Consider the following 25,226-nt stretch of genomic DNA (forward strand, 5'->3'; position numbering starts at 1 on the left):
CTCTTGCAGGAAATCATTTGTGGGTCCTCACCAAGTCTCTTTCGACACGCCAGCTCCCTTTGGCGTATTTATTAAAGCAGTTTACTATAATTGTTGTTGAAGTCCGTCAAGAGCAGTCGTAAAGGTCTTTTTGACAATCGACAGGCGGCGCGTAAAAGAACGCATCAGGGCAAGTTTTCGAGATGTGGGAGCAGGCAAATGGCGGGCAAAGGCAGTAACTCTGTTCAGTTACGCCACTACAATGAGCGCGTCGTTCTCGACGCCGTTCGCCGGTTTGGCGAAACCTCGAAAGCAGAAATCGCCAGGTTCGCGCACCTCACCCCGCCCGCCGTCGCGACGATCGTCGATGCCCTCGTGGCCGGCGGCTATCTTGTTGAAAATGGAAAGCGTTTTGGCGGCAAGGGCCAACCGTCTGCGATGTATGGGCTTGCGAAAGACGGAGCCTATTCCATTGGCCTTCACGTCGGGCGTCGGGCGATGGATGCGATTCTGACGGATTTTTCCGGCGAGACGGTTGCCTTCGAGACACACGAATATGATCACCCCAATCCGGTCGGCATCAAGGAACTTGGTGACGCAGCAATCGCCCGCTTCAGAACCCAACTTGGCAGGGAAGGTCAGAAGCGCCTCATCGGGATCGGCATCTCGGCGCCCTATTTCATCGGCGGATGGGATGAGGAACTGGGCTTTCCATCCGACGTGCAGATGGAGTGGCGTACCTTCGATCTGAGGTCGCATTTCGCCGAAAGCCAGGATCTTCCCGTGATGATCGAGAACGATGCGTCTGCGGCAGCGGTTGCCGAACTGGTCTATGGCCTGGGCAAGCAATATTCCGATTTCCTGCACATATCGCTCAGCACCTTTGTCGGCGGCGGCCTTGTTCTCGACGGCACCTTGCAGACCGGCCCGAACGGCAACACGGCGGCATTCGGCCCATTTCCGGTGACGTACTCGACACTGAATTCCGTCCCGAAACCTCCAGGGAAATTCGACGTCCTGCTCCACCGCGCTTCTATTTTTACCCTCGTTCATCATCTGAGATTCAACGGTTTCGATATTACCCGGGTCCGTGATCTCGATCCCATGCCGGCAGCGGCGCAAAAGCTTGTTTCCGAATGGCAAGAGGATTGTGCTGATGCATTGGCGCAGGCGCTTATCGGAAGCATCTCGGTTGTCGACGTCGAAGCCGTGGTTATTGACGGATTGCTGCCGCAAGCCCTGCTTGCGGATACCGTCGAACGGATCAAGCGCTGTTTCGCGGAGATGATACCACCAGGCCTTATTGCCCCGGTTATCAGCGCAGGGGTCCTCGGCGCGCGCGGCTCGGCCCTGGGAGCAAGCCTGATGCCGATTTACGCGATGTTCGGCCCGGATACCGGAGTCCTGATGAAAAAGGGGCTCGACAAGAAGCCGCTCATGATCGGCTCCGAATTCAACCGGCGAGGTGGATAAACTGTACAGACGTCGATGTTGCTCGTTCGCGTACAGCACGCAAGGCAACATGGTGAGGTCACCTCTAGATTACGCCTGTCCGGCAATGCATTTGACCAATAGCAACGCCTTGCGCACCCCTCAGCCTAGCGCCCTTAAGATATCGCCGCGTTTCGATAAGAAAGCCCGTTGCGAGTGTCGACCTCGCAACGGATAATCATTGGTCTGCGCCGTTATGGCAGCCGGCTCCGTTCTACTTGGCGAAGTGTTTCCGTCGCAGACTTCAGCTGGGCGCGCGTGTACATGAGCGCGTGGGACGCCAGATCGTAGCCGTCTTCCCAGAGATTGCGCCAGATGCCGAGAATGCCTTCCAGCGGCTGGCCCACGACGCGGGACGAGAAGCTTTCGAAGGTAATCGGACCGGTATAGCCGGAGGCGACGAGCGCGCGGAATACGCCGGCCAAGTCGATCGTGCCGGAGCCGAGATAGCCACGGTGGGAGTCACCAGTGTGGAAATATCCGAGATAGCTGCCGGTATCCTTGATCGCGGAGGGAACATCGGATTCCTCGATGTTCATATGGTAGACGTCGAGGTGCACCTTCACATTATCGGCGCCGATGCGCTTGCAGAGCTCAACACCCTGCGAGGCGGTGTTGAGAACGTTGGATTCGTAGCGGTTCACCACTTCGAGACCGAGCGTGATGCCGCTCTTTGCGGCGATTTCCGCGACCTGTCCCAGAATGTCGACAGACATGGCAACGCCGGCCGCCGTCGTCGGAACGCTGCTCTTCTGGAATGCGGAGTGCAGAATTCCGCAGACATGCGTTGCGCCGGCATCGCGCGCAAGCGTCAGCGCTTCCACAAGCTTTGCCTTGCCGCGCTTGCCCTTCTCGATATCGCCGCTCGAAATATCCGTATCGGCATCAAGGCCGAGCGAGAAGTTGATGCCGATGCCATGCTTTTCCAGCGCCCGGCGCGTGAAGTCGATATCGATGGAGCTTGGATCGAGCGCCGGTGCTTCGATGAAGTCGTATCCGACCTCGGCCGATTTGGCGATCGCCCGTTCGCATTCGTCGTGGCTCCAGCCCTTTTCCCAGACCAAGGCGTGTACACCCAATTTGTTCATGGTAATGCTCCTAGTTTTTGCACAAAAGATCTTGCTTCCCGGAAACCTTCGTTTTCCGGGTTGCGGTGTTGATGTGTCGGTGGATCGCCTCAGCTGCGATCAGCCGGATGGCTCAATTGTTGTCGATACGGAGGTCGGGATCAGCGCTTCCCTGCATGATCGCGCGTCCGTTCGGCAAATCGTTCTCCTCGACCTTGCGGTCGATCTCGCTCGGATCGAGGCCATAGCTGCGCCATCGAGCCTGCAATCTTTCGCGCAGCTCCGCCTCGCCAACATCGACGAAGACGGTGAAGTCGAAGATGTCCTTCAGCCTGTCCCAGGGAGCCTGCCGAGCCAGCAAGTAGTTTCCTTCACAGACGATGATATCCGTTGACTTCGGAATGAGCCTGCCGCCGGCCCGGGAAATCTCGATCGATCGATCGAACACAGGCACCGCGACGAGATCGTCTTCATTCGCCTTCAGGCGATTGAGCATGTGGCGCAGGCCATGCGCATCGAACGTGTCGATGGCGCCCTTATAGGCAAGGCGGCCCATCTGCTTGAGAACGGCGTCGTCATAGTGATAGCCATCCATCGGGAACAAAGCCGCGCTGATGTCGTGATTGCCGGCGATCAGCTCAACGATGCGCTCGGCAACCGCAGACTTACCGGAACCCGGCGCACCGGCGATGGCGACGAGCACTCTCCGGCCGCCGCCGGCTGTAAACCGTTGCGTGGCGATCTCGGCGATCTCGCGGGCATTTTCTTCTAATGTGGTCAAAGCAACTCCGATCCTGCCGCTGTCAGCTCAAGCCAAATTGCGCAGCCTTGCCGCGCAAGAACCCAAGACCATGATCCAAAACCTCTTCCGCATCGCGGGCTACCGGACGCCAGGTCGAGATGTCGCCCGCCATTTCAGCCGGCATGCTCACGAAGCTTTCGAGCGTCAGCGCGCCCTTGAAGCCGATGGCCGAAAGTGCCGTGAAGATCGAATCCCAAGGGACGTTGCCGGCACCCGGCGTTCCTCGATCGCTCTCGGACATATGCATGTATTTGAGGTGGTCGCGTGCAACGATAATGCCGTTGGCGGCGCCCTTCTCCTCAATGTTCATGTGGAACGTGTCCAGATGAACGAAGACATTGTCCATGCCGATACGCTCGACCAGCGCAACGGCCTGCTCGGCCGAATTGATCAGATGGCTTTCATAGCGGTTGACGGCCTCGACACCCAACTGGATACCGAGCTTCTTCGCATGTCTGGCGGCGGTTTCCAGCGCACGCGTAAGATTATCGTACTCGCCCTGCGTCGGCGGAAAACCCGTGCGCTCGTTCGTGCCGCCATAGGTGACGCCCGTTAGGGCCTCGCCGCCCATTTCAGCTGCCTTGTCCATCGCGGCCGTGAGATGCGCAATCGCCGCATCCGGGCGAATAGATGCCCAGGCCGGCTGTGGTAACACAAGCGAGCAGGCCGCGCGGATGCCATGCCGATCCAGCAGTGCGCGCGTATGCCGTGCGTCGACGGAAGGCGTGTCAAGCAGGGGAATCTCGATCAGATCCACCTTGTGTTTTGCCGCACCGACAATCGCCCGCTCCGCGCCGGCGCGGTCCCAGGTCATTGTCCACATGGCGGCGTGAATGCCAAACCCCTGTACAGTCATATCTTCTTTTCCTGTATTGCGTCATGGAGCGAAACGATCGCTCGCGATGTCGTATCTGCCGGCAGCGTCATGCGAGCACGTCCACCCATGCACCGTTCGCCGACGACGACCGAACGCAGGCGTCAACAAACTCCAACCCCTGCACGCCTTCTCTTATGCCGGGGAGCGAGAGCTTCCTGTCGGTCGCCTTGCCACGAAGCACCAGCGCCGCGTCACGATAGAGATTGGCGAAGGCCTCAAGGAAACCTTCGGGATGGCCGGCAGGTATCCGGATCGAGTCCGTATTGCCGGAGGTCGCCTGCGCGCCGCCTCGGGTGAGGAGCTGCTTCGGCTTGCCATATTGCGTAAACCAGAGCCGGTTCGGATCTTCCTGCTCCCATTCGAGGCCGCCCTTGGAGCCGTAAACCCGGAACGTGAAGTGGTTCTCGTTGCCGACCGCAACCTGGCTCACCCACATCGTGCCCTTGGCGCCATTCTCGTAGCGCAGAAGGATCGATGCGTTATCGTCAAGCCGACGTCCGGGAACGAAGGACGAGAGATCAGCCAGAAGATGCGAGGGGCGGCGACCCAGCACAAAACTGGATAGATTGTAGGCGTGGGTGCCGATATCGCCGATCGATCCGCCTGCGCCGGATTTCGAAGGGTCAGTGCGCCACTCTGCGCCCTTTGCCCCGCGATGCTCCATCGGCTCCGTCAGCCAATCCTGAACATATTCGGCATGAAGGGTTCTGATCTCTCCCAACTCACCGGCGGCGACCATGTCACGCATCTGACGGACCATCGGGTAGCCGGTATAATTATGCGTCAGGAAGAAGTGCTTGCCTGTCCGGCCAACAATCTTTTCAAGTTCGATCGCGTCTTCGAGCGTCGCGGTGACCGGCTTGTCGCAGATGACGTGCAGGCCCGCCTCGAGGCACGCCTTGGCGGCTTCGAAATGGAGATGGTTCGGCGTCGCGATGACGACCGCCTCTATGCCATCAACCCTTGCCTGCTCGCCGCGGATCATGTCCTCGATGCTGCCGTAGGCACGCGAGGCTTCAACGCCGATATCTTCGGCCGAACCCTTGTTGCGTTCGGCATCCGAGGAAAAGACGCCGGCAACGACGTCGTATAATCCATCCATCCGTGCGGCGATGCGATGAACACCACCGATAAATGAACCCCTGCCACCACCGACCATGCCCAGTCGAATTCTTGTCATCTCATATCCTTTTGAAGGCGATCGCCAAGGGCCGTCGCTGCGCACGGTCATCGGCGTGTACAGCTAGTTTTCGGGTGGAGGTTGAACAGGCTTGCGAACAACCCTGCGGGTGGATTCACGCGCTCTCAAGGCGCAGGTGACACGCTTGTGCGCCATCGGACTGTCGCGCTTCTTCATGCGCCGTTGCAGCATCTCCCAGCAAGCCTCGCTGAGTTCCTCCAAGGGCTGCTCGATCGTGCTGACATAGGGTCGCAAAACGGTCATCCAATCGGAGTCGTCAAAGCCGAGCAAGGATACGTCGTTCGGAAACGCCAGATCGACCGCCCTGATCGCCTTGGCTGCTCCGAGCGTCGCCACATAGGCGGAGGCGAAGATCGCGGTCGGCCGATCCGCGCGCCTCAGCTCCTGCTCCAGCGCACTCCGGCAGCTCTCGATCGTCAGCCCTCCATAGACGACATTGGCGTCCGGTAAACCTGCCGCAGCCATCGCCTTGCGGTAGCCCGATACACGCTCCTCCATGTTGCCGAGGCCAAGTGCCGTCGCCAGAAAGGTTATGCGTTTGTGGCCGAGATCGATGAGATGCTGTGTTCCCGTCAATGCAGCCTGTTCATTGTCCGCGGACACAGTATCGAACCCCTCGACCGTAAAAGCGCGGTCGACGAGGACCGTCGGCACGCCGTTGATGCTGGAATTCGGGGACGGATCGATTGAATCGCCGCTCGACGAGATGATCAAACCATCGACCTGGCGAGACACGAGCGCCTTTATCCTCTCCTTCTCTTCCGCGACCTCTTCGTGGCTGCTCATCAACAGGGTTTGAAATCCCGATTTCAGGGCCCGAAGTTCAAGCTCCTTGACCAGCCCGGAAAAGAACGGGTTGGTCAGGTCCGGGACGACGATCCCGATGGTTTTCGTTTTCCCGAATCGAAGGCTGGAGGCGAGGTGATTGGGCCGGTAGTCGAGAGTTGCGATGGCATCGAACACAGCTTTGCGCAAAGGCTCCGCCACCAGCTTCTTTCCGGTGAGGACGTTCGAAACCGTGCCAGGAGCGACGCCGGCAAGAGCCGCCACGTCCTTGATCGTCGGAGCCTTCTTCGCGCCGCTATTTGCCATGTTCACTCTCGCCATTCTCGTTGATTCCTCCGATCATAACGATCCCTATCCCGGCATCAAAGACGGCGTCAGCGGCGCGTACCGATCAGCCGGTCCAGCGAGACCGCAAGGATGATCAGGCCACCCATGACCACGAGCTGGTAGAAAGTCGGAACACGCAGAAGATTGAGGCCGTTGCTGATCGTGCCGATGATGAGGCCGCCGATGACGACGGAGGGAATTTTCCCTTTGCCACCAAAGAAGCTCGTTCCGCCGATGATGGCCGAGGCGATGGCGAAGGTCTCGAAACCGGTTCCCGCAGCAGGCTCCGCCGCGCCGAGGCGTGCGGTGCTGAGAACGCCGGCAAGCCCAGCACAAAGCCCCGAGATCATGAAAACCATCAGCGTATGGAACTTGACGTCTATCCCCGAAAAGAACGCCGCCTCCTTGTTTCCACCGACCGCGTATATGTTCCTTCCAAGACGGGTCTGCCGGGTCATCCACCAGAGGATCAGCGCCATTGCGAGCGCAACGATGATCGGCACCGGAACGTAGAATAGCGAGCCTGTCAGCGCGTCCGTGAAGGCATAGGGGAAGCCGAAGACCGGCGTTGCACCTGAGATGATCAAGGTGACGCCACGGAAGATGGCATTGGTGCCGAGCGTGATGATGAAAGGATGCAATCCGGTAAAATTGACCAGAAGGCCGTTGATGGCTCCAAGCAGAATGCCGACGCCAGCGCCGCCGATCAGCACGGCAAGCCAGGGATCGAAACCCATCAGCAGCAGCTTGCCTGTCACGATACCCGCAAGTGCCAGGATGGAGCCGACGGAAAGATCGATGCCGGCGATCAGGATCGGGAAAAACTCACCCAGGGCAAGAAGGATCGTGATCGAGCTCTGGAGAACGATCTGCACCAGATTATCCTTGCGCAGGAAGTACGCCGGCGACAGGATGCTGAAAAGCACAAGGATGACGATGAGTATGCAGAGAGTACCGTAGGTCTCCCAGAATTTTTCAAGGCGGCCCATCAGGCAACTCCTCCGATTGCATATTGTAGAAGCATTTCCTCATTGGCGGTGGCGCCCTCGACGAGGCCGCCGATCGAGCCGGCGCGAAACACCGCGATCCGGTCGCAGACGGCAAGAATCTCAGGCAGCTCGGAGGAAACGACGATGACGGCCTTGCCCTCGTCAGCCAGCTTTCGAATGATCGCGTAGATTTCTGCCTTGGCACCGACATCGATCCCGCGTGTCGGTTCATCGAAGATGAAGACCTCGGGGTTCGTCGCCATCCACTTGCCAACCAGCACCTTTTGCTGGTTGCCTCCCGACAGTTCCGTTACGAGCTGGTCGACGGACCGGGCCTTGACGGCCAGTCGCTTGCTTTCGCGCTCGGCAAGCGCCCTGTCGGCCCGCGACGAGACAAGCCCCAGAGCGCCGCGCAGCGGAGATGCCTTGACGCGCGCGGACACGACGGTGTTTTCCATGATCGTGAAGTTGGGCATGAAGCCGGTCTGCCTGCGGCTTTCGGTGATATAGGCCATGCCGCTCTTCAGCGCCCTCAAAGGGTTACGCGGAGTGATATCCCGCCCATTGAGAACGATGGATCCGGACGCTCGCTTTTCGGCGCCGAACAGGCAATTCATCAATTCCGTCCGACCGGACCCGATCAGCCCGGCAAAACCGAAGACCTCACCATGATGGACGTCGAAACTGACATCCCTGACGCGTTTGCGATCGGCGGAAGTGACATTGCGCACCTCAAGCACCGGCGACCCGGTTCGATCGATTGGATGGGACGAAAGGAATTTCTGCTGTACGACGCGACCCACCATCATGCGGATCAGGTCGTCATTCGTGTGCTCGGCGATCAGGCCGGTGCCGTTGGAACTGCCATCTTTCAAGACCGAGAAGCGATCGCCGATGGCACGTACTTCATCGAATTTATGCGAAATGAACAGGATCGCCATGCCCTGCTCCCGAAGCTTGCGAACGAGATCGAGCAAGCGGTCGACCTCGATTTTGGTCAACGACGAGGTCGGCTCGTCCATGACCAAAACCCGGACCTTGCCCATCAGCGACTTGGCGATCTCGAGTATTTGCCGATGAGCGATCGGAAGCTCGGCGACGGGTCGCCGAAGATTTATGTCGAGACCAAGCTGCGAGAGAATGGCCCGGGCTTCCGTCTCCATTCTCTTCCAGTCGATCATCGGAAAACCGAAACGCCGCTTGGTGCGAAGGCGCCCGACGAACAGGTTCTCGAGAGCCGAGAGCTCGTTGATGACGCTTAGTTCCTGATAGATGATGGAGATGCCGGCTTCCGAGGCATCCGCCGGTGTCAACTGCGAGAACGGGTTACCGTCAATCTCGATCGTCCCGGCGGTCGGCTGATAGATGCCGGACAGCACTTTCATCAGGGTGGATTTGCCCGCGCCGTTCTCACCGAGCACGACATGAACTTCTCCTGCATGGATATCGAGATCGACACCCTTCAGCGCGCGAATGCCGCCGAAGGACTTCTCAATCCCTCTCATCCTGACGATCGAAGTTTTCAAGGTCTTTTCGCCATTCTCCATGGCCATACTCCTTACGGGAGAGATGCCGCCGCGGTTGGTTTAGTCCGCGGCGGCCTGGCGTTATTTGGTGACGAGCACGGAGTCGACGGCGACCTGCTTTGCCTGCGTATCGACCGGCGTCAGCGAACCCTTCTTGGCGGCTGCGACGACAAGTTCGAGACCGTCTGCGCCGAGCTTCTGCGGATCCTGGGCAACCGTCGCCGTCAGACGACCGGCATTGACGGAATCTCTTGCTTCCGGCGCACCGTCAGTTCCAACAACAATGACCTGGCCCGCCTTGCCGGCATTCTGCACGGCCTGAACGACGCCGAGCGCCATCGTATCGTTGGCGCAATAGAATGCCTTCAGATCCGGCGAAGACTGCAGGATGTTGCTGGCCACATCGAGGGCCTTGAGGCGGTCCCAATCGGCCGGCTGGCTCGCGACCAGCTTGACACCCTTTGCGCTCTGGAAGGCCTGAGTGGCCCCGCTCTTGCGGGCTTCACCCGAGGCGACACCCGCCTTGCCTTCGATAATGGCAACTTCACCACCGGCAGAGCCGAGCTTGCCGATGATGAAGTCGGCGCCCTTCTTGCCAACGGCAACATTGTCGGTGGTGATGAAGGCTTCGACATTGCCGCCCGCCTGCTTGAGAGCCGCCATGTCGATCTGCTCATCGATATTGACGAGCGCGATTCCGGCCTTGTAGGCCTTCGCTGCCGGCTGCACGAGGTTCACCGACGAGATCGGCGCGAACGCGACGCCCTTGTAGTTGCGGTTCAGGACATCTTCGAACAGCTGCAGCTGTGCCTGCGTATCGTCTTCCGACGGCGACGCGAAGATGTCGACCTCAACGCCGAGCTCCTTGGCCTTCGCCTGCACGCCCTTCTGGACGTCCTGCCAATAGGGATTGGCGAGCGTCTTCAAGATGACGGCATAGTCGGCGGCCTGGGCCTGAACGCTGCTAAAAAGTGCGGTCGCCGCGATTGCGGCCGCGGCAAAAAGCTTCATCCTGTTCATGATCATTCTCCTCCGATAAATCACGGCTTCGCCGCGCCCGGTATCCAACACCGGGTTTGGGGACCATTCCCCGATCTAGAAAATCGATTTTCTAAAATATAAATTCCCTTACTCAGGTCACCGACACCGGCTTCGACTTCAGTCGAGCTGCCGTGGCGGGATCGGCTCGCCGGCAAAGCTGCGGCGGCAGGCCCTTCATGATCAGCTCGGCATCCGCGACCGCCATGGAGCCAAGCGCATATAGCGCATCCTGCGTGCCGCCCGTCCTGTGCGCGGACAAGAGAAGTCCCGGCGTAGAGCGAACCGGATCATCAGCCGCAACGGGCTCCTCGGGAAACACGTCTGTCGCGACGCGAATATGCCCGGAAGCAGCGGCGGCCAACATCGCCGGAAAGTCGACGACAGCGGCGCGGCTCATCAACAGGAAGGCAGCCCCCGGCTTCATCATGGCAAATTCGCGCGCACCGATGAAACCTTCATTCTCGCTCGTCACGCTTGCAAAGACGAAAACCACCTGGCTCTGCGAAAGAACCTCGTCCAGTCCGACCGGAACGCAGTCGGCCCGCTCGATGATCTCATTCGGCAGCCAGGGATCGAAAACCCGGACATGATTGCGGAACGGCCGGATCAGTTCTCGCAGCTGGCGCCCAAGATCTCCGAAACCGACGATGCCGACGGACGCACCGGCAAAGCGGAAGGTATCTGTGTTGCCCGCAAGACCATACTGCTCGATGCCCTGGCGAAAATCCCGATCAGCCTGCGTAATGCCGCGAGCCAGATCCAAGGCCATGGCCAGAGAGGATTCCGCAACGGGTGACGCAAAGGCAGACGCCGGCGTAATGACCCAGATGCCCCGCTCAACACAGGCCTGATAGTCGATATTGGGCATGAAGTTGGATTCGACATTGATGATCGCCTTCAGTCTCGGCGCGCGATCAAGACGTTCCTTCGGCATGTCGGTCTGGCCGAAAATCAACACGGTATCAGGAAGAAGTTCATCGACCTGATCGGCAGGCATCTGCCGATCCTCGGAGATAACGACATCACCGAGTTGATGCAGCCTCGCCTTGACGCTCGGCTCCATAATGAGATCGACAGTCCGCGGCAGCGGATCGACGAGAATGATATTGCGGCTCATGATGCCTCCCTCTGATGTCGGGGAGTCGTATCAGAAAAACGATTTTCTTCAAGAGGCTTTTATGCCGGACCTTTGGAAAAACGACATCATGGCAAGCTTCACGATGCGTGGATCTGCCGCTTTACCGCACCAAGTCCGCTGGATGCGATCACATGCAACGGGAAACTTCCTCCATCGCTTCGGCCAGCGACTGCACCCGTTAGTTCAACGTGCGGACGAAGCCGCGAAAGCCGAACGAAACGTGGCCCGTGAATCTCTTGAATGGGAACTTAGCCGGCATATGCAGAAAAGCATCGCCTCATCCAAATTTCGCGCGCGGAACCGGTCCCGGTCTCAGGCCGCTTGACAGCCTGCCTCACGGGAATAAAGCGGAAACGACCACTGTGAGGATACCATGAAAGCACTTGCATCTTTTTCCACCTTCGTAGGCAGGACCTTCGCGCTCTGGGTCATCGTGTTTGCCGTTCTCGGCTTCTTCCTGCCTGATGTGTTCAAGCATGTTGCACCTTACATCGTCTGGCTGCTCGGGATCATCATGTTCGGCATGGGCCTGACATTGTCGATCGACGATTTTCGGGAGCTGCTGAAACGCCCGTTCGAAGTGGCCATCGGCGTCTTCGCGCATTTTCTGATCATGCCGACGATCGCGGTTATCCTCACAAGAATTATCCCGATGCCGCCGGAAGTCGCCGCCGGCGTCATTCTCGTCGGATGTTGCCCGGGCGGGACTTCGAGTAACGTCATGACTTACCTTGCCAAGGGCGACGTGGCATTGAGCGTCGCCTGCACCAGCGTCACCACGCTCGCTGCGCCGATTGTCACGCCGTTCCTGGTCTGGATGTTTGCAAGCCAATACCTGCCGGTCGATCCGCTATCCATGTTCATCAGCATCGTGCAGGTCATCCTGCTGCCTCTGGCCCTGGGGTTCATCTTCCAGAAGCTCATTCCCGGCGTTGTCAAAGGTGCGATGCCGTTGCTGCCGATCGTCAGCGTCGTTGGTATCGTTCTCATCGTCGCGGCAGTGGTCGGCGCCAGCAAGGGCGCGATTGCCCAATCTGGCCTCCTGATCTTCGTGATCGTCGTCCTGCACAATGGCTTTGGCTACTTGTTCGGCTATTTTGCCGCCAAGCTTTTCGGCCTTTCATTGCCGAAGCGCAAGGCGCTGGCGATCGAGGTGGGCATGCAGAACAGCGGTCTCGGCGCCGCCCTTGCGACGGCCTACTTCTCGCCCATTGCCGCCGTACCCAGCGCGATATTCAGCGTTTGGCACAATATCTCGGGCGCGCTGATCGCCAATTATTTCTCAAGGCGGACGGAGGATGTGGCTACGACCGTGGAAGCTCGCTCATGACCGCCAGCCGCCGTTTTTAGACCCCGCCGACTGCAACCAGATATCGCAGCCTTTGCATTCTATTTGCCCTAACCGGTCCGTAAATCCACAGGCTGCGGGTAGCTACCGGCGAGACGACTTGCCACGAGCAACGGATCTCGCTGCTGACCCAGATCACCGGGCTGTCAATCGCTACCGCGACATCCCGTCCATTTCATAAACCCGATACTTCTGCCGGACAGATTTATAACGCTGATCCCTATTGAGAGAGCTTGTGGGCGTGCCAGATATCCGGACTGCCAAAACACGCGTCCGACATTAAAATAATCGATGGACCATCGACGATGACGGCAACCTTATGTCCCGCACTCGACGCCAATGCCGTCGAGCTGGGTCAGCACATCTGCCTTGGTATCGCTATATCATTGAAGCAGCTTGGGTTGCGCTCACTGCCAAATCCCACTTGGCATGATCGTTCCGCCGGTCTTGTTCAGAAGAGCTTAAGCGCTATCAGTATCACTCACGTGGCGCGAGATCGGGATTTCGGGATCACTCGCTAAGCCCAAGAGCTCGCGGTCAAGCATCCAACGGCCAGTTGCTGATTTCGCCAGGAACTGGCCCAGCGCGAAGTGATCGCTGGGGCTGGGCCACGCGAAACAAAAAAATCACGATACAATCACGGCCAGGTGTTTCCATCCGATCGCACATTGTTCAGGACGATCGGACCGACGGCGATTTACCAGTAAAATCAATTGGTAATCATTCGACCTGACGTCAGAACCACTGACGATTGGCGCGGCCCCTCCGCATTGGAGCCGCTGAGCTGATGGGGACACGGGATGGCAGCCGCTTATCACAAAGCCTGCCGCACCGCGAAGCCCATCAAACGCCTTGAGGTCTTGTCGTGAAGGCAATGGCCTTTCCATCGTTCCACAACTCAATAGGGAGTGCTCAATATGACCACCAAAGATTGTTGCTGGATTCTTGTGGCCACCACAGGATGCTCTACTGCCGATTTCGCCGCAGCCAAATCGCCTGCGCCGAACGGCTGCTGCTGGATTATCCTGGCGACCACCGGTTGCTCGACGGACGCGGCGACCGCCGAATCCTCGTCGGCGCTCCGGCAGAGCGTCGCCGATGATTGCTGCTGGATCGTTCTGGCGACCACCGGCTGCTCCACGGATGCGGCGACCGCCAAACTGCATAGCGCGGCACCTCAGGCGAACAAGGCCAATGATTGCTGCTGGATCATTCTTGCAACGACTGGCTGCTCAACCTGATCGACCAAACTGCGGTGGAGAAAGCCGCGGGGCTTTCTCCACCAGCCCAACGCTTGCTGCCACCAGCTCTTTGCCCGCTACTCGGCACCTGCGCTCGCGATCGGGTCCTTACTTCGCGAACGCCTCGTAAGCGGCCTGAACTCTCCTGGAGGTCCTAACCAAATGTATTCGATTGATACCATCGACAAACTGCTGGATTCACTCGGCCTGATATCCAAAGCATCCATTTTGTACGGGGATTTTGAGGCGACCACCCTCACCAGGCGCAACCGCAACATCCAGGTGACCACGAACAGGGCCGAGAACTACCTGATCAAGCAGCCTTCAGATCCAGATTCTGAAAGCGCCGAAACTTTAAGGGCCGAAATACGATTCTATGAGTTCCTTGAGAGAGAAAGCCCGGCCTTTCGCGTCGATTGTGCGACGGTGCGCCATACCAACCTTGAGCAAGGGCTTCTGGTCCTGGACTTCTACCGGGAGGCAATCCCTCTCTGGCGCTACTATAAGCAGCGCGGCGCAGACAGGCTTCCGCTGCGTACGATTTCAGAGGTCGGGAGGCTGTTGGCCGAGCTGCACCGGGAATTTGAACAGCCTGTTACAAGCGGCAACGGCAAGATCGCCTTTCTCTCAACCGACCTGCCGTTCGGTTTCAAACTGAACAAGCCTAGTCCGAATGTCCTTGGCTACATACGCCCAGGTGGCCTCGCCTATCTGCGCGAGTTGCAGGCGATGAGCGATGTCATGCTTCGCTGGGAAGCGGCGGCCAAAACCTGGGAAATCAACAGCGTTATTCATGGCGATGTGAAGCTGGACAATTTTCTCGTTCAACCGGATCCCAATCTGGAGGACATCGGCTCGGACAAGATCCGCATCGTCGATTGGGAACTGGTGCAGCAGGGCGACAAGGCCTGGGATATTGCCGGGGTTTTCCAGGACTTTATCTTCTGGTGGACCATTTCCATGCCGGATATGGCGACGCCCGAAGACATGGTCCGAAACGCTGGTTTCCCAATCACGAGGCTCAAGCCCTGCCTGCAGACCTTTTGGCATCGCTATATAGCTCATGGCGGCCAGAACGCTGACGAAGAAGCCCGGTTGCTAGGCAAGGTCGTGATCTTCTCGGCGATCAGGATCTTTCAGACGAGCTACGAAATTGCAGCGAAATTCGATGAGATCCCGCCGATCGCCCGAATTCTACTCGGCATTGCAAAGAGCATTCTCGAAAAGCCGACGGAAGCCGCTTCCGGCCTGTTCGGCATTGAACTTGGGAGGATCCATTGATGACGTCCCAGTTGGTACATCCCGATATTTTGAGGGTTTTGACCGCGGTTCGAGTTCTGTCCGACACCGAATATGAGCTTAACGGCATCGTTCGAGACATCAGCAAGCTTCGCGTATTCGATCCGACCCGTGGAGTGGAGCTGACGGCCGGGCCGGATGCGGCTGATGCCGGTATCGAGCGCTTCCGCACCATCCTGATGACGGATATTTATAACAATCTTTATTCCGCGACATCCCCCTCGCCCGTCAGTCCCAACCTAGACCCCAACGACTTCATTCCCTCACTTTCAAAGGCGAATAACGGAACCGGCACATTCCAGGAGGGCTGGTTTCTGCTCGGGCAGGAACAGGGAAGCAGCAAGCTGATCGTTCGAAAGGATGGCATCCTGTATTGGGTTCGGCCAGAAGATGTGGTTCCGAGGCTTCCCGCAGGCTCGGAGGATCAATCCTGCTACGTTCGGATCCCCAAGGAAGCGCGCCAAATGATGCCGGCTTTCTACATGGCTTTTGGCAACGCCTCGCGCCTGGATATTCCCGCTGACTGCGGTCCGCTCCTTCGCTTCTACTTCAATTTGACGCCGACAGCGGCTGAGCCGTATCTCTCAGAAATCACGCGCCGCCTGAACCAAAGACGCATTCACTTCAGAACCAAGGTCATAGCCGACCCGGCAGGCTACAACAGGTCAGACGCGGGCGTGCTCTATTTGCGTGCCTGTCAAATGGCCGAGGCCCTACCGGAGATCATGGCAACGCATGGGGTCATAGACCCCCTCCTCAAGGATGGCGTGCCTCTGTTTGCACGGCGTCTCGCCAAGGGGCTGGCTTTTGCCGAGGATCCCGATGATGGCTCCAGCTTTGGCATTTCACGCGCGACGCTGCTGGCCGGCGCTCTTCTGGATAACCCGTCTCCGGTCGAAACGCACCAGGTGGCTCAATCGGTTTACGCGAGCTTCGAACGCTCCGGGCTCGATAGTCTGCGGCCCTATGCACGCCAGAACAACCTGGCCCAGTACGAAGCAGCATTGGCCTCCGCAACATCCGTCTGGGAGAAACTGACATGAATCAATTTGCCAAGGTCATGGCAGAGCCGCTTGCGCGTGACCAGTTGCTGGATGCGGCGATCCGCATTGGCGACCAGCTGGTTCGCACCGCCTACTGGAGCGATGATGAACTCGCCTGCAACTGGCTGGGACGCAGAGACATCGAGGATAGGGAAATCGCGGGTTACTCGCGCAGAACTGCAGCCTTGAGCCCGGAGCTCTATTCCGGCTCAGCGGGAACCGCACTTTATCTCGATGCGCTTTACGCCGAGACGGGTGATGCGCGATATGAGAGAACGGCCGTCGCCGCCTGGCTGCGTTCGGTCAACTACATGCGGCAGAACCATTTTCCCGCATCGCCGATTTCCTTCTATGCCGGCTGTTTGGGCCTGCTTTATGCAGGCGTACAGATCCTGTCCCATACACAGCAGTTTCGTACCATCGTCATGGACGAATTCCTCTTCCTGACAAACAGGATCATGGGCGGATTGTCCGTTCATCACTCCCTCGATGTCATCGGCGGCAATGCAGGTGCGATCCCCGCACTCGTTTATCTGGCCGACGTGCTGAAGCAACGCGCATTCCTGGGACTTGCATCCGATTGTGCTCAAGAGATCGTCGACAAAGCGCAGTGGAAAGATGATGAAATCTGCCTCTGGGCGCCCGAGAAGGTTCATGGCGTCGAGCTTGAATTGCCACCGCTCAGCGGCTTCTCGCACGGAGCTTCCGGGCTCGCGCTGGGTCTATTGAGAGCTTATCGCGCAACCGGCAACGAGACATTTCTCAAGCATGCCCGCGGGGCCTTTTCTTTTGAGGATGCGCTGTTCAACCCGGATGAAGGAAACTGGATCGACACGCGATATGAGCACTCGAAGCGCGATGGGAAGATCGTTGGCACGTTCAGAGGTGCGTGGTGCCACGGAGCACCAGGGATTGGATTGGCCCATCTCTATGCCCGGGAACTTGATCCGGAACGCGCAGCGTATCACGAGCGCATGGCTCGCATCGCGATGAAGACGACGCAAGCCTTCATTGTTCAACGCCGAGCCACGCAGGGCTCGGATATCACTCTGTGCCACGGTGTCCTGGGATTGTCTGATATCCTCCTGGATCTGGCGACGGCCTTTGACGATGACGAAGCAAGATCGTGCGTCAACGCCACCGTTCGGTCCGTTCTCGACGAGCATGGCCATCCCGAACAAATGCCGTCTGGCCTGCAGCGTGGCGGATACAGCCCTTGTCTCATGGTTGGTATTGCCGGCATCGGACTGCATCTTCTTCGTTTGCGAAACCCTGGCATTCCCTCCGTTCTCTGCCTGAATCAACCACTGCGGATGGTTCCAGCAAAGCCCGAGGAAAGCATGGACACCTTAATCAGGTGATTGCCGTAACTTTCGGCGTTCTGGTCAAAGAGATATCCGCGCAGCATTGGTCGACCGCGTTCGCGATTTGGGTCTCAAAATGCGCGACACATCGAAAGATACTTGTTTCGGATCATCTCACCTGTTGGAGCCTGCCTCGTTCCAGCAGCACATCTGGGTTCGGTCGATGGCAATATACAATTATAAGCTGCATATCGACTGAACTTTAAGATTGAGGCTCGAACATAGACGCCTCCAAGAATAGAAAATCAGAAGTTTCTGCAAAGCTGCATTTTTTTCTTGCTCTTAATGATTGTATATCATAGCTTTCTAATTTTCTCAACAGTTGAACGGTCGATGAGGAATTTTCAATGAGACTCCTTGGATTGATCTGCCTTTTTGTGACCGTGATGTTTGCCACTGCGGCATCCGCGGAATGTTTGCTGCCGACGACAAAAGACTTTGCGACGCAAGCGACCGCCATGTTCAACTGTCCAAGCGCCTTGCCGCTCAAGGGAGGGCAGGGCAAACGCAAATTTCAGGTCCATTATGATTTTCCAAAGACGCTTCCGGATGCCAGCCGATTGCCATGGTTGGCGGTCGATCCCCTCACCGACCCCGCTGGTTACATGCACGCAATCCTTGAATATGCGACGAAGTATAACGGACGTTCGGACATAGACTGGCGCATCGAAGACAACAAGGAACAGCATTGGTGTAACGCGCCCTGGCTTCAGGATTCTCGTGAGCCATTGCGCGGCATGACGACAGAACGCTGGTCGCGGCCGAAGGAACTCCACGAGAAGCAGGTCGGTTGGGCAAAAAACTGGGCCGTCGGGATATATAACGACCTGGCCTGTTATGGTCTGGGTCAGATCTGGAGTGATCCGACCTTCCCGAAGACGAAAGGATTCAGCCTTCCCGACGGGGCTTTGGGCATCAAGCTGCTGTTCACGAACGCCACTCCCGCCCAGGTCCCTTTTCTGAGCAATTCGAAGGAATGGGAAGTTGCTGCGGGCAATGACGGCAGCATCATAACGATGCGAATGTTACAGGTGGACGTCTCGGTGAAGGACAAGCGCTCGCCGAATGGCTGGTTCTTTGGCACATTCATGTATGACGGGACAAAGGCGGGCAAGACACCCTATGATCGCCTGGTTCCGGTTGGCCTGATGTGGGGCAGCGACCCCGATTTGCTGGCCAGCGCATATTACGACAAGGCGGCAACGCCCAAGGAAAGCTGGGTCAACCCGGAGGAGGCCCAGCGCTTCTACGCTTTGCCGCGTCAACATCTCGGGCTTTTCGGTCGCGCAAATGGGCCCGTCGACAATCCGAAGTCGGGCTGCATCACCTGCCATCAGCGCGCAATGGATTGGGGCCGTGCAGTTCTGGCCAATTCTCCAGAGGCCAAACAGGCGGCCATGCTGCTGCCCGACGTACCTTTCGATCCCTTCATCGACAACGATGCAAAGGCCTATTTCCGCAACATCGGCGCTCAGTCTCCGGTGCCGAATACGCAGACGCTGGATTATTCGCTTCAAGTCGCTAAGGGCATATCGATCTTTCGAGCCTGGGTGCTCCTGAATTATCCGGACCACGCGGGATCAACGACCGACATACCACCCTATCCATTCGCCGGCCTTCTGATGGGCAGCCAGCAAGTGCCGACCGCCGGCGCAGCTTTTGATGAGTTCAACCGCTAACGAATATTTCCGGAGTTAGAGGCAGAGCAAGCATGCATGCATTCCTGAGGATATCGTATGATTTTCCTGCGAATATATGGCCGTTTTCGTCTGACGGGGCCTGAGGGGGAGGATCTCCTGCCTCGGGCCATGAAGGCACGCGGACTCATCGCGCTCCTTGCCCTTGCGCCTGATTATTCGAGAAGTCGCCGCTGGCTCCAGGACAAATTGTGGAGCGACAGAGATACCCAGCAGGGGTCGGACAGTTTACGTCAAACGTTGACGATCATTCGCCGCTCACTTGGGAAGCATGCTCATGTGCTCAGAGCGGATCGAGAACAGGTTTCGTTTGATCCAGCGCATTTTACGGTCGATCGAGAATATGGACCAACCACCCGCTCGTGCGAAGCGGATCGCGGGCTTTTCTGCGGTCTGGATGTAGCTGACCCGGAATTCGAAAGTTGGGTTCGCGACCAGCGCAGCCAGGCCGAAGCAGTGGTAGAGCCGAGCTGCTTTGCAACCCGCCGGCTGATGCCGGAAGCGGCGCCTGCCATTTTTTTCCAATGCAGGACCAATGTTTCAAGCGGCGACCGTCTCGTGCGCACCATCATATCTTTAACGACTTCGGCACTTCTGGATTTTACCGACTTCAGCATTTACCATGAACTTGGGTCGGATCCCGCCAATGCCGGCAGAAGCGCGAAGAAGGGCCTGATCGTCGCTTTGGCTGCCTTTGGCTCTCGCGACAGGCTGGAGCTGCACGTCGCCCTGAAGAATTTTCAGGGCTCGGAAATCCTGCTGATGCAAAACTTCTCCATATGTCGCAAGGAAGAGGTGCTGGAACAGGGCGACATTGAACTGGCGTCATCAAGCATTGTTGACGCCATACTCAACACAATGAAGAAGCGCCTAGAAAAGCTTGATATTTCCGATTGTGCGACGACCTTTGCAAACCGCGCGCGCAATCTGGTCTTCCGGTTCGACAAGGCAGCGTTGCTATCCGCAGACAGGTATTTTCAGGCCGCCTATGAGCTGGCACCCAAACCGCAATACCTCGCATGGAGAGCTTTCGGTCGCACCATCGCCCAGTTTCAGCATCGGACGCCAGAATTGCCGGGAGACAACGTTAGCGTTGATGCGCTGTTTCATGAGGCCATAAGTGAAGCGCCTGACAGCGCAACCGTTTTGGGCATCGGCGCCCATATCGAATATCTGAGAGGCGGCTCTCCCCGAAATTCGTTGTCGCTGGCGAAGAGAGCCATCAAATATGACCCGCTCAACAGCGTCAATCTCGCTATTTTGTCGAACACGGAACTCATTCTGGGCGATCTGAGAAGCTCTCGAGCCTCTTCGCTGGCAGCACTGCAATTAACCGGAGGCAGTGAAGCACGCGCTTTCACGGAGTTCTTCTGCTGCATGTCTGCAGCAGCACTCGGCGAATACGAGGACGCAACCAATCATGCGGAAGCTGCCTTGCTGCTACGCCCGTCATTTGTCGCACCGTTGCGCTATCTGATTACGCTCCATAAGCAAGCGGGCCGGACCGCGAGTTACGATCGTTCAGTTTCAAGAATGAGGGTATTGGAAACCGGTTTCACTCCGGCGCGAATGCTCGACAGCGATTACCCGGTTACGACGCTAAGGCGGCTCCGGTTATTTGACACGTTGGTCAGTTGATCGAGAAGCGATGTTGATTTCCCCACCGGTTTTGCTTCGACACTACGCAAACAGTGAAGGGAAATCACATTCGCATGGCTTTCGAGCCAAAAGCCAACATGCCCCCCACCGTTCAAAGTGTGAGCGCCAGACAGTTGCTGACCGGCTTACCCCTCTCAGTCGCCAACAGTGAATCTCCGCACTCAACCTGCCGCTTAAGATTTAGAGAAAACGCCTGCCGAACACGTCCTTCTCTTATCAGCTATCTGGACACAGTGAAGAGCGAATGCAAATCAAATGTTGCTAATATACAACATTTGATTGAATACTGATGTCAAATTAAACAATCCTAGCGGATTTCAAAAATGGTAAATTGCCTTTCAAGTCGCTTCCGATAGTAGTGTTATCGCAGTGGGGAGCGATGGCTACAATGTGCGTAGGCAATTGCAAAAGTAAATATCTGCCATTCAGCAATGAATTTCAGTCAGTACTTGGGTTGGGAAAATGAAAATTGGCGAGTTGTCGGCCGCGGAACTTGCCATAACAAAGCTCTCGATTCGAGAGAAATATTGTATTTCTACAAACAGTATATTGATTGTCTTGGCGAGTTACGCAAGATGCGTGGCGCAGCAGATTATTAAAGTAACAACAAACTCAGTATCAGCGGCGTCGCGGGGTCATGTACTACTTCTCAAGACGATTCTGATTGTTTCTTTATTATTTGCCGGCTTATCTTTAGCCGCTCCAAGCATGGCCTATGCTGCCTGCACCAGCTTTAACGTGCCCGACGTGAACACAACGCCGTCAACAAACCCGATGGCCTCCGGCGGATCGATTCTGATTACCGTCGGCACCCTTTGTAATGCCGCCGGCCTCAACCCGTACCCCGGACCGAACACAACTTCTCCGGCTCATGGCTCGGTAAGCGTCGATGCCGCGGCAGGCAAGGTTACCTACGTCAACAATGGCGATGGAGCGACAAGCGATAGCTTCGTCGTGGTCGATGCTGGTGGAAGCCCATTTACGATCAACGTCGCCGTTGCGTCGACCACAAACCCTATTACCGTCTCCCCCGGCTCACTGCCCAACCCGCAGGTCGGCACGGCCTTCAGCCAAACTCTCAGCGCGAGCGGCGCCACGGCCCCCTACACTTTCGCATTGACCTCTGGTTCGTTGCCGCCGGGTCTATCGTTCAGCGGATCGACCATCTCCGGTACCCCCACGCAGGCAGGCAATTATACCGTTACATTTACGGTGACGGCCACTGGCGGTCTGTCGACGACCAAGTCCTATTCGGCCACCGTCCCGAACCCGTCCAACAATATTGCGGTTAGCGCGCCGCCAACTGCCACTCTGAATGCGGCCTATAGCGCAACGCTCTCCGGGTCAGGCGCTTTGGCCCCATACAGTTTCGCACTCTACACCGGATCAACCATGCCTCCAGGACTTTCGTTGGCAGGCAACGGTGCGATCAGCGGAACGCCGACGTCGCTTGGAAATTTCAGTTTCCAGGTTGTCGTGACCGACAGCAGTCCAAATCTGCACGGTACATCGCCGGGGCCTTATGCCAATGTCGTTACCGTCAACCTCCAGGTTGTCAATTTACCGCCGCCCGTTGCCGGCGCCGCCAGCGCGACGGTGAGCTACGGCAGCAGTGCGAACCCGATTACGCTGAACCTGTCAGGGGGAGCTGCGGCCTCTGTCGCCGTCGCGACCCAGGCCTCTCACGGAACGGCCACGGCAAGCGGTACATCGATCACCTATACGCCGACCGCCGGCTACGCCGGTAGCGATAGTTTCACCTACACCGCAACCAATACCGGCGGCACGTCCTCACCGGCGACCGTCAGCATAACTGTTTCTCCGCCGACGATCTCCTTCACTACAGCCTCACCTTTGACGGGCGGCACGGTCGGAGCCGGCTACAGCCAGACGCTCCTCGCTTCAGGCGGCGCCGCCCCCTATAGCTATAGCATCACCTCAGGGGCCTTGCCGGCCGGTCTGACATTGTCATCCTCAGGCACTCTCTCCGGCACGCCAACCGCAGGCGGCACCTTCAACTTCACTGTCAAGGCGGCGGATAGTTCAACTGGGACCGGTGCGCCGTTTAATGCATCGAAAGCCTTTAGCCTGACCATCGCATCACCGACGATCGCGATTACGCCGACAACGCTGCCTGCTGCGACCGTGGCTTCAGCCTACAGTCAGACCGTCACGGGATCGGGCGGCACCAGTTCCTATGCTTACGCGATCACCGCAGGCGCTCTTCCAGCGGGTTTGACACTATCGGCAACGACCGGTGTGCTTTCCGGTACCCCGACCGCAGGCGGCACTTTCAACTTTACCGTGACCGCGACCGATAGCTCGACCGGCTCGGGACCTTACACCGGCTCCAGAGCCTATAGCCTTAACGTCAACGCGCCGACGATTGCGATTACCCCGACGACGCTTACGGCTGCCACCGTGGCCACGGCCTATAGTCAGACCGTCACGGCCTCGGGCGGCACCAGCACCTACACCTATGCCGTGACCGCCGGTGCCCTGCCCGCCGGTCTGACATTGTCGGCGGCCGGCGCCCTTTCCGGCACCCCAACCGCCGGCGGCACGTTCAACTTCACCGTCACCGCCACCGATAGCTCCACCGGCTCGGGACCATTCACCGGGTCGCGGGCCTATAGCCTGGTTGTCGGCGCTCCGACGATTGCAGTCGCTCCGACGACGCTTACGGCTGCCACGCTCAATGCCAGCTACAGTGAGACGATCACGGCGTCTGGCGGCACGGCTCCGTATACTTATGCCAGCACCGGTGCTCTGCCGACCGGGCTGACGCTGTCGTCGACCGGCGTCCTTTCCGGCACGCCGACTGTGCCCGGCACCTTCAACTTCACCGTCACCGCAACCGATAGCTCGACCGGCTCGGGACCGTTCTCAGGTACCAGAGCCTATACCCTGGTGCTGGTTGCCCATCCGCCGATCGCCAATGCCGTCTCGGCGACGGTTGCCCAGAACTCCTCGGCTAATCCGATTACCCTCAACATCACCGGCGGTACCCCGCTCTCGGTTGCGATCGCAACTGCGCCAGGCCACGGGACGGCGACAGCCTCAGGCACGACCATCAGCTATACGCCGACGGCAGGCTATAGCGGTGCCGACAGCTTCACCTACACCGCCACCAATCTCGACGGCACGTCTGCACCCGCAACCGCCAGCATCACCGTGTCAGTTCCGACGCTGTCATTAGACCCGGCGACGCTACCTGCAGGCGCCATCGGAGTCGCCTATAACGAGACCACGACGGCTTCGGGCGGGACAAGTCCCTATAGTTACGCGATTACGGCCGGTTCCCTCCCAGCCGGACTGACATTGTCGTCCGCCGGTGTCATATCCGGCACGCCAACGGGAGGCGGCACGTTCAACTTTACCCTGACCGCAACCGACAGCTCGACCGGTACCGGCGCTCCATTTGCCGTCGCCAAAGCCTATAGCATCACCATTGCAGCTCCGACGATTACAGTCGCTCCGACAACGCTTGCGGCCGCCACGCTCAACGCCAGCTACAGTGAGACGATTACGGCGTCTGGCGGGACGGCGCCCTATAGTTATGCCAGCACCGGCGCTCTGCCGACCGGGCTGACGCTGTCGTCGACCGGTGTCCTCACAGGCACCCCGACAGTGCCCGGTACCTTTAACTTCACCGTCACTGCAACGGACAGCTCGACCGGCTCGGGACCGTTCTCCGGCACCAGAGCATATACGCTGGTGCTGGTTGCCCATCCGCCGATCGCCAATGGAGTGACCGCGACGGTTGCGCAGAACTCCTCGGCCAATCCGATTACCCTCAACATCACCGGCGGCGCCCCGCTCTCGGTTGCCGTTGCGACTGCGGCCGCTCACGGGACGGCGACGGCAACGGGCACAACCATCACCTATACGCCGACAGCCGGCTATGCGGGTGCCGACAGCTTCACCTACACTGCCACCAATCTCGACGGCACGTCTGCACCCGCGACCGTCAGCATCACGGTGCCCGTTCCAACAATCTCGCTCGGCCCAACTTCCTTGCCGGGCGGTAGTATCGGGACAGTCTATAGCCAGATTGTCACGGCTTCGGGCGGCACGAGCCCCTATAGTTATGCGGTTACCGCAGGCGCGCTGCCCGCCGGCCTCACCTTGTCTTCAGGCGGCACCCTCTCCGGCACGCCGACCGCAGCGGGGACCTTTAACGTCACGATCACCGCGACGGACAGCTCGACCGGTACCGGCGCTCCGTTTACCGCGTCGAGAGCCTATAGCCTCACGATCTCGGCCCCGACGATAGGGCTTTTGCCTGTAACGCTTGGTGCAGCGACACTGAATGCGGTTTACAGCGAGACGATTACGGCGTCTGGCGGCA

General features: G+C 58.2%; 18 protein-coding genes. 9 read left to right on the forward strand and 9 right to left on the reverse strand.

The window, feature by feature from the left end; all coding sequences use genetic code 11:
* The first annotated feature begins 198 nt into the window (after nucleotides 1-198).
* The gene (locus ACQZ6F_RS27015) at nucleotides 199-1,452 is read left to right on the forward strand and encodes an ROK family transcriptional regulator (protein WP_077467628.1); all 1,254 of its coding nucleotides are present in this window, start codon (nucleotides 199-201) and stop codon (nucleotides 1,450-1,452) included.
* Nucleotides 1,453-1,664: 212 nt separating this feature from the next.
* On the opposite strand, the gene ACQZ6F_RS27020 is transcribed toward ACQZ6F_RS27015, so the two are convergent.
* The 9 genes from ACQZ6F_RS27020 to ACQZ6F_RS27060 all read right to left on the reverse strand — a co-directional run bounded on the left by ACQZ6F_RS27020 (nucleotide 1,665) and on the right by ACQZ6F_RS27060 (nucleotide 11,203).
* Nucleotides 1,665-2,558 (reverse strand): sugar phosphate isomerase/epimerase family protein, encoded by an 894-nt coding sequence (locus ACQZ6F_RS27020; RefSeq protein WP_449094777.1) that lies wholly within the window; start codon nucleotides 2,556-2,558, stop codon nucleotides 1,665-1,667.
* Nucleotides 2,559-2,670: 112 nt separating this feature from the next.
* The gene (locus ACQZ6F_RS27025) at nucleotides 2,671-3,318 is read right to left on the reverse strand and encodes a nucleoside/nucleotide kinase family protein (protein ID WP_449094778.1); all 648 of its coding nucleotides are present in this window, start codon (nucleotides 3,316-3,318) and stop codon (nucleotides 2,671-2,673) included.
* Between the two features lie 22 nt (nucleotides 3,319-3,340).
* Nucleotides 3,341-4,195 (reverse strand): sugar phosphate isomerase/epimerase family protein, encoded by an 855-nt coding sequence (locus ACQZ6F_RS27030; protein ID WP_449094779.1) that lies wholly within the window; start codon nucleotides 4,193-4,195, stop codon nucleotides 3,341-3,343.
* A 67-nt stretch (nucleotides 4,196-4,262) separates the two neighbouring features.
* Nucleotides 4,263-5,396 carry a Gfo/Idh/MocA family protein gene (locus tag ACQZ6F_RS27035; protein ID WP_449094780.1) on the reverse strand — a complete coding sequence of 378 codons (1,134 nt, stop codon included), beginning with the start codon at nucleotides 5,394-5,396 and terminating at the stop codon, nucleotides 4,263-4,265.
* A gap of 63 nt (nucleotides 5,397-5,459) precedes the next feature.
* Nucleotides 5,460-6,524 (reverse strand): LacI family DNA-binding transcriptional regulator, encoded by a 1,065-nt coding sequence (locus tag ACQZ6F_RS27040; RefSeq protein ID WP_449094781.1) that lies wholly within the window; start codon nucleotides 6,522-6,524, stop codon nucleotides 5,460-5,462.
* Between the two features lie 53 nt (nucleotides 6,525-6,577).
* Complete coding sequence (gene alsC / locus ACQZ6F_RS27045) at nucleotides 6,578-7,519, reverse strand: D-allose ABC transporter permease (protein ID WP_449094782.1); 942 nt, start codon at nucleotides 7,517-7,519, stop codon at nucleotides 6,578-6,580.
* Nucleotides 7,519-9,066, reverse strand: a complete 1,548-nt coding sequence (locus ACQZ6F_RS27050; RefSeq protein ID WP_449094783.1) for a sugar ABC transporter ATP-binding protein — start codon at nucleotides 9,064-9,066, stop codon at nucleotides 7,519-7,521. The genes alsC and ACQZ6F_RS27050 overlap by 1 nt, the downstream gene beginning before the upstream one ends.
* A gap of 60 nt (nucleotides 9,067-9,126) precedes the next feature.
* Entirely contained in the window at nucleotides 9,127-10,065 is a 939-nt protein-coding gene (gene alsB / locus ACQZ6F_RS27055; RefSeq protein WP_068394943.1) for a D-allose transporter substrate-binding protein, read from the reverse strand.
* A gap of 112 nt (nucleotides 10,066-10,177) precedes the next feature.
* The gene (locus ACQZ6F_RS27060) at nucleotides 10,178-11,203 is read right to left on the reverse strand and encodes a hydroxyacid dehydrogenase (protein WP_068394903.1); all 1,026 of its coding nucleotides are present in this window, start codon (nucleotides 11,201-11,203) and stop codon (nucleotides 10,178-10,180) included.
* Nucleotides 11,204-11,597: 394 nt separating this feature from the next.
* On the opposite strand from ACQZ6F_RS27060, the gene ACQZ6F_RS27065 reads away from it, so the two are divergent.
* The 8 genes from ACQZ6F_RS27065 to ACQZ6F_RS27100 all read left to right on the forward strand — a co-directional run.
* Nucleotides 11,598-12,554: a bile acid:sodium symporter family protein gene (locus ACQZ6F_RS27065; protein WP_449094784.1), complete on the forward strand. Its 957-nt coding sequence runs from the start codon at nucleotides 11,598-11,600 to the stop codon at nucleotides 12,552-12,554.
* Nucleotides 12,555-13,489: 935 nt separating this feature from the next.
* The gene (locus tag ACQZ6F_RS27070; RefSeq protein WP_068396662.1) at nucleotides 13,490-13,813 is read left to right on the forward strand and encodes a hypothetical protein; all 324 of its coding nucleotides are present in this window, start codon (nucleotides 13,490-13,492) and stop codon (nucleotides 13,811-13,813) included.
* A 162-nt stretch (nucleotides 13,814-13,975) separates the two neighbouring features.
* On the forward strand, nucleotides 13,976-15,094 hold the full coding sequence (locus ACQZ6F_RS27075) for an aminoglycoside phosphotransferase family protein (protein WP_449094785.1): 1,119 nt from the start codon (nucleotides 13,976-13,978) through the stop codon (nucleotides 15,092-15,094).
* 134 nt (nucleotides 15,095-15,228) lie between these two features.
* On the forward strand, nucleotides 15,229-16,155 hold the full coding sequence (locus ACQZ6F_RS27080) for a T3SS effector HopA1 family protein (protein WP_449094786.1): 927 nt from the start codon (nucleotides 15,229-15,231) through the stop codon (nucleotides 16,153-16,155).
* A complete protein-coding gene (locus ACQZ6F_RS27085) occupies nucleotides 16,152-17,516 on the forward strand; it encodes a lanthionine synthetase LanC family protein (protein WP_449094787.1) in 1,365 nt (454 codons plus the stop codon). Before ACQZ6F_RS27080 ends, ACQZ6F_RS27085 begins: the two co-directional genes overlap by 4 nt.
* Before the next feature lie 350 nt (nucleotides 17,517-17,866).
* Nucleotides 17,867-19,198 (forward strand): hypothetical protein, encoded by a 1,332-nt coding sequence (locus ACQZ6F_RS27090; protein WP_449094788.1) that lies wholly within the window; start codon nucleotides 17,867-17,869, stop codon nucleotides 19,196-19,198.
* 57 nt (nucleotides 19,199-19,255) lie between these two features.
* A complete protein-coding gene (locus ACQZ6F_RS27095) occupies nucleotides 19,256-20,854 on the forward strand; it encodes a hypothetical protein (protein WP_449094789.1) in 1,599 nt (532 codons plus the stop codon).
* Nucleotides 20,855-21,622: 768 nt separating this feature from the next.
* The coding region (locus ACQZ6F_RS27100) for a beta strand repeat-containing protein (RefSeq protein ID WP_449094790.1) at nucleotides 21,623-25,226 on the forward strand (3,604 nt) is incomplete at its 3' end.

It is taken from the genome of Rhizobium sp. A22-96, assembly GCF_053521805.1.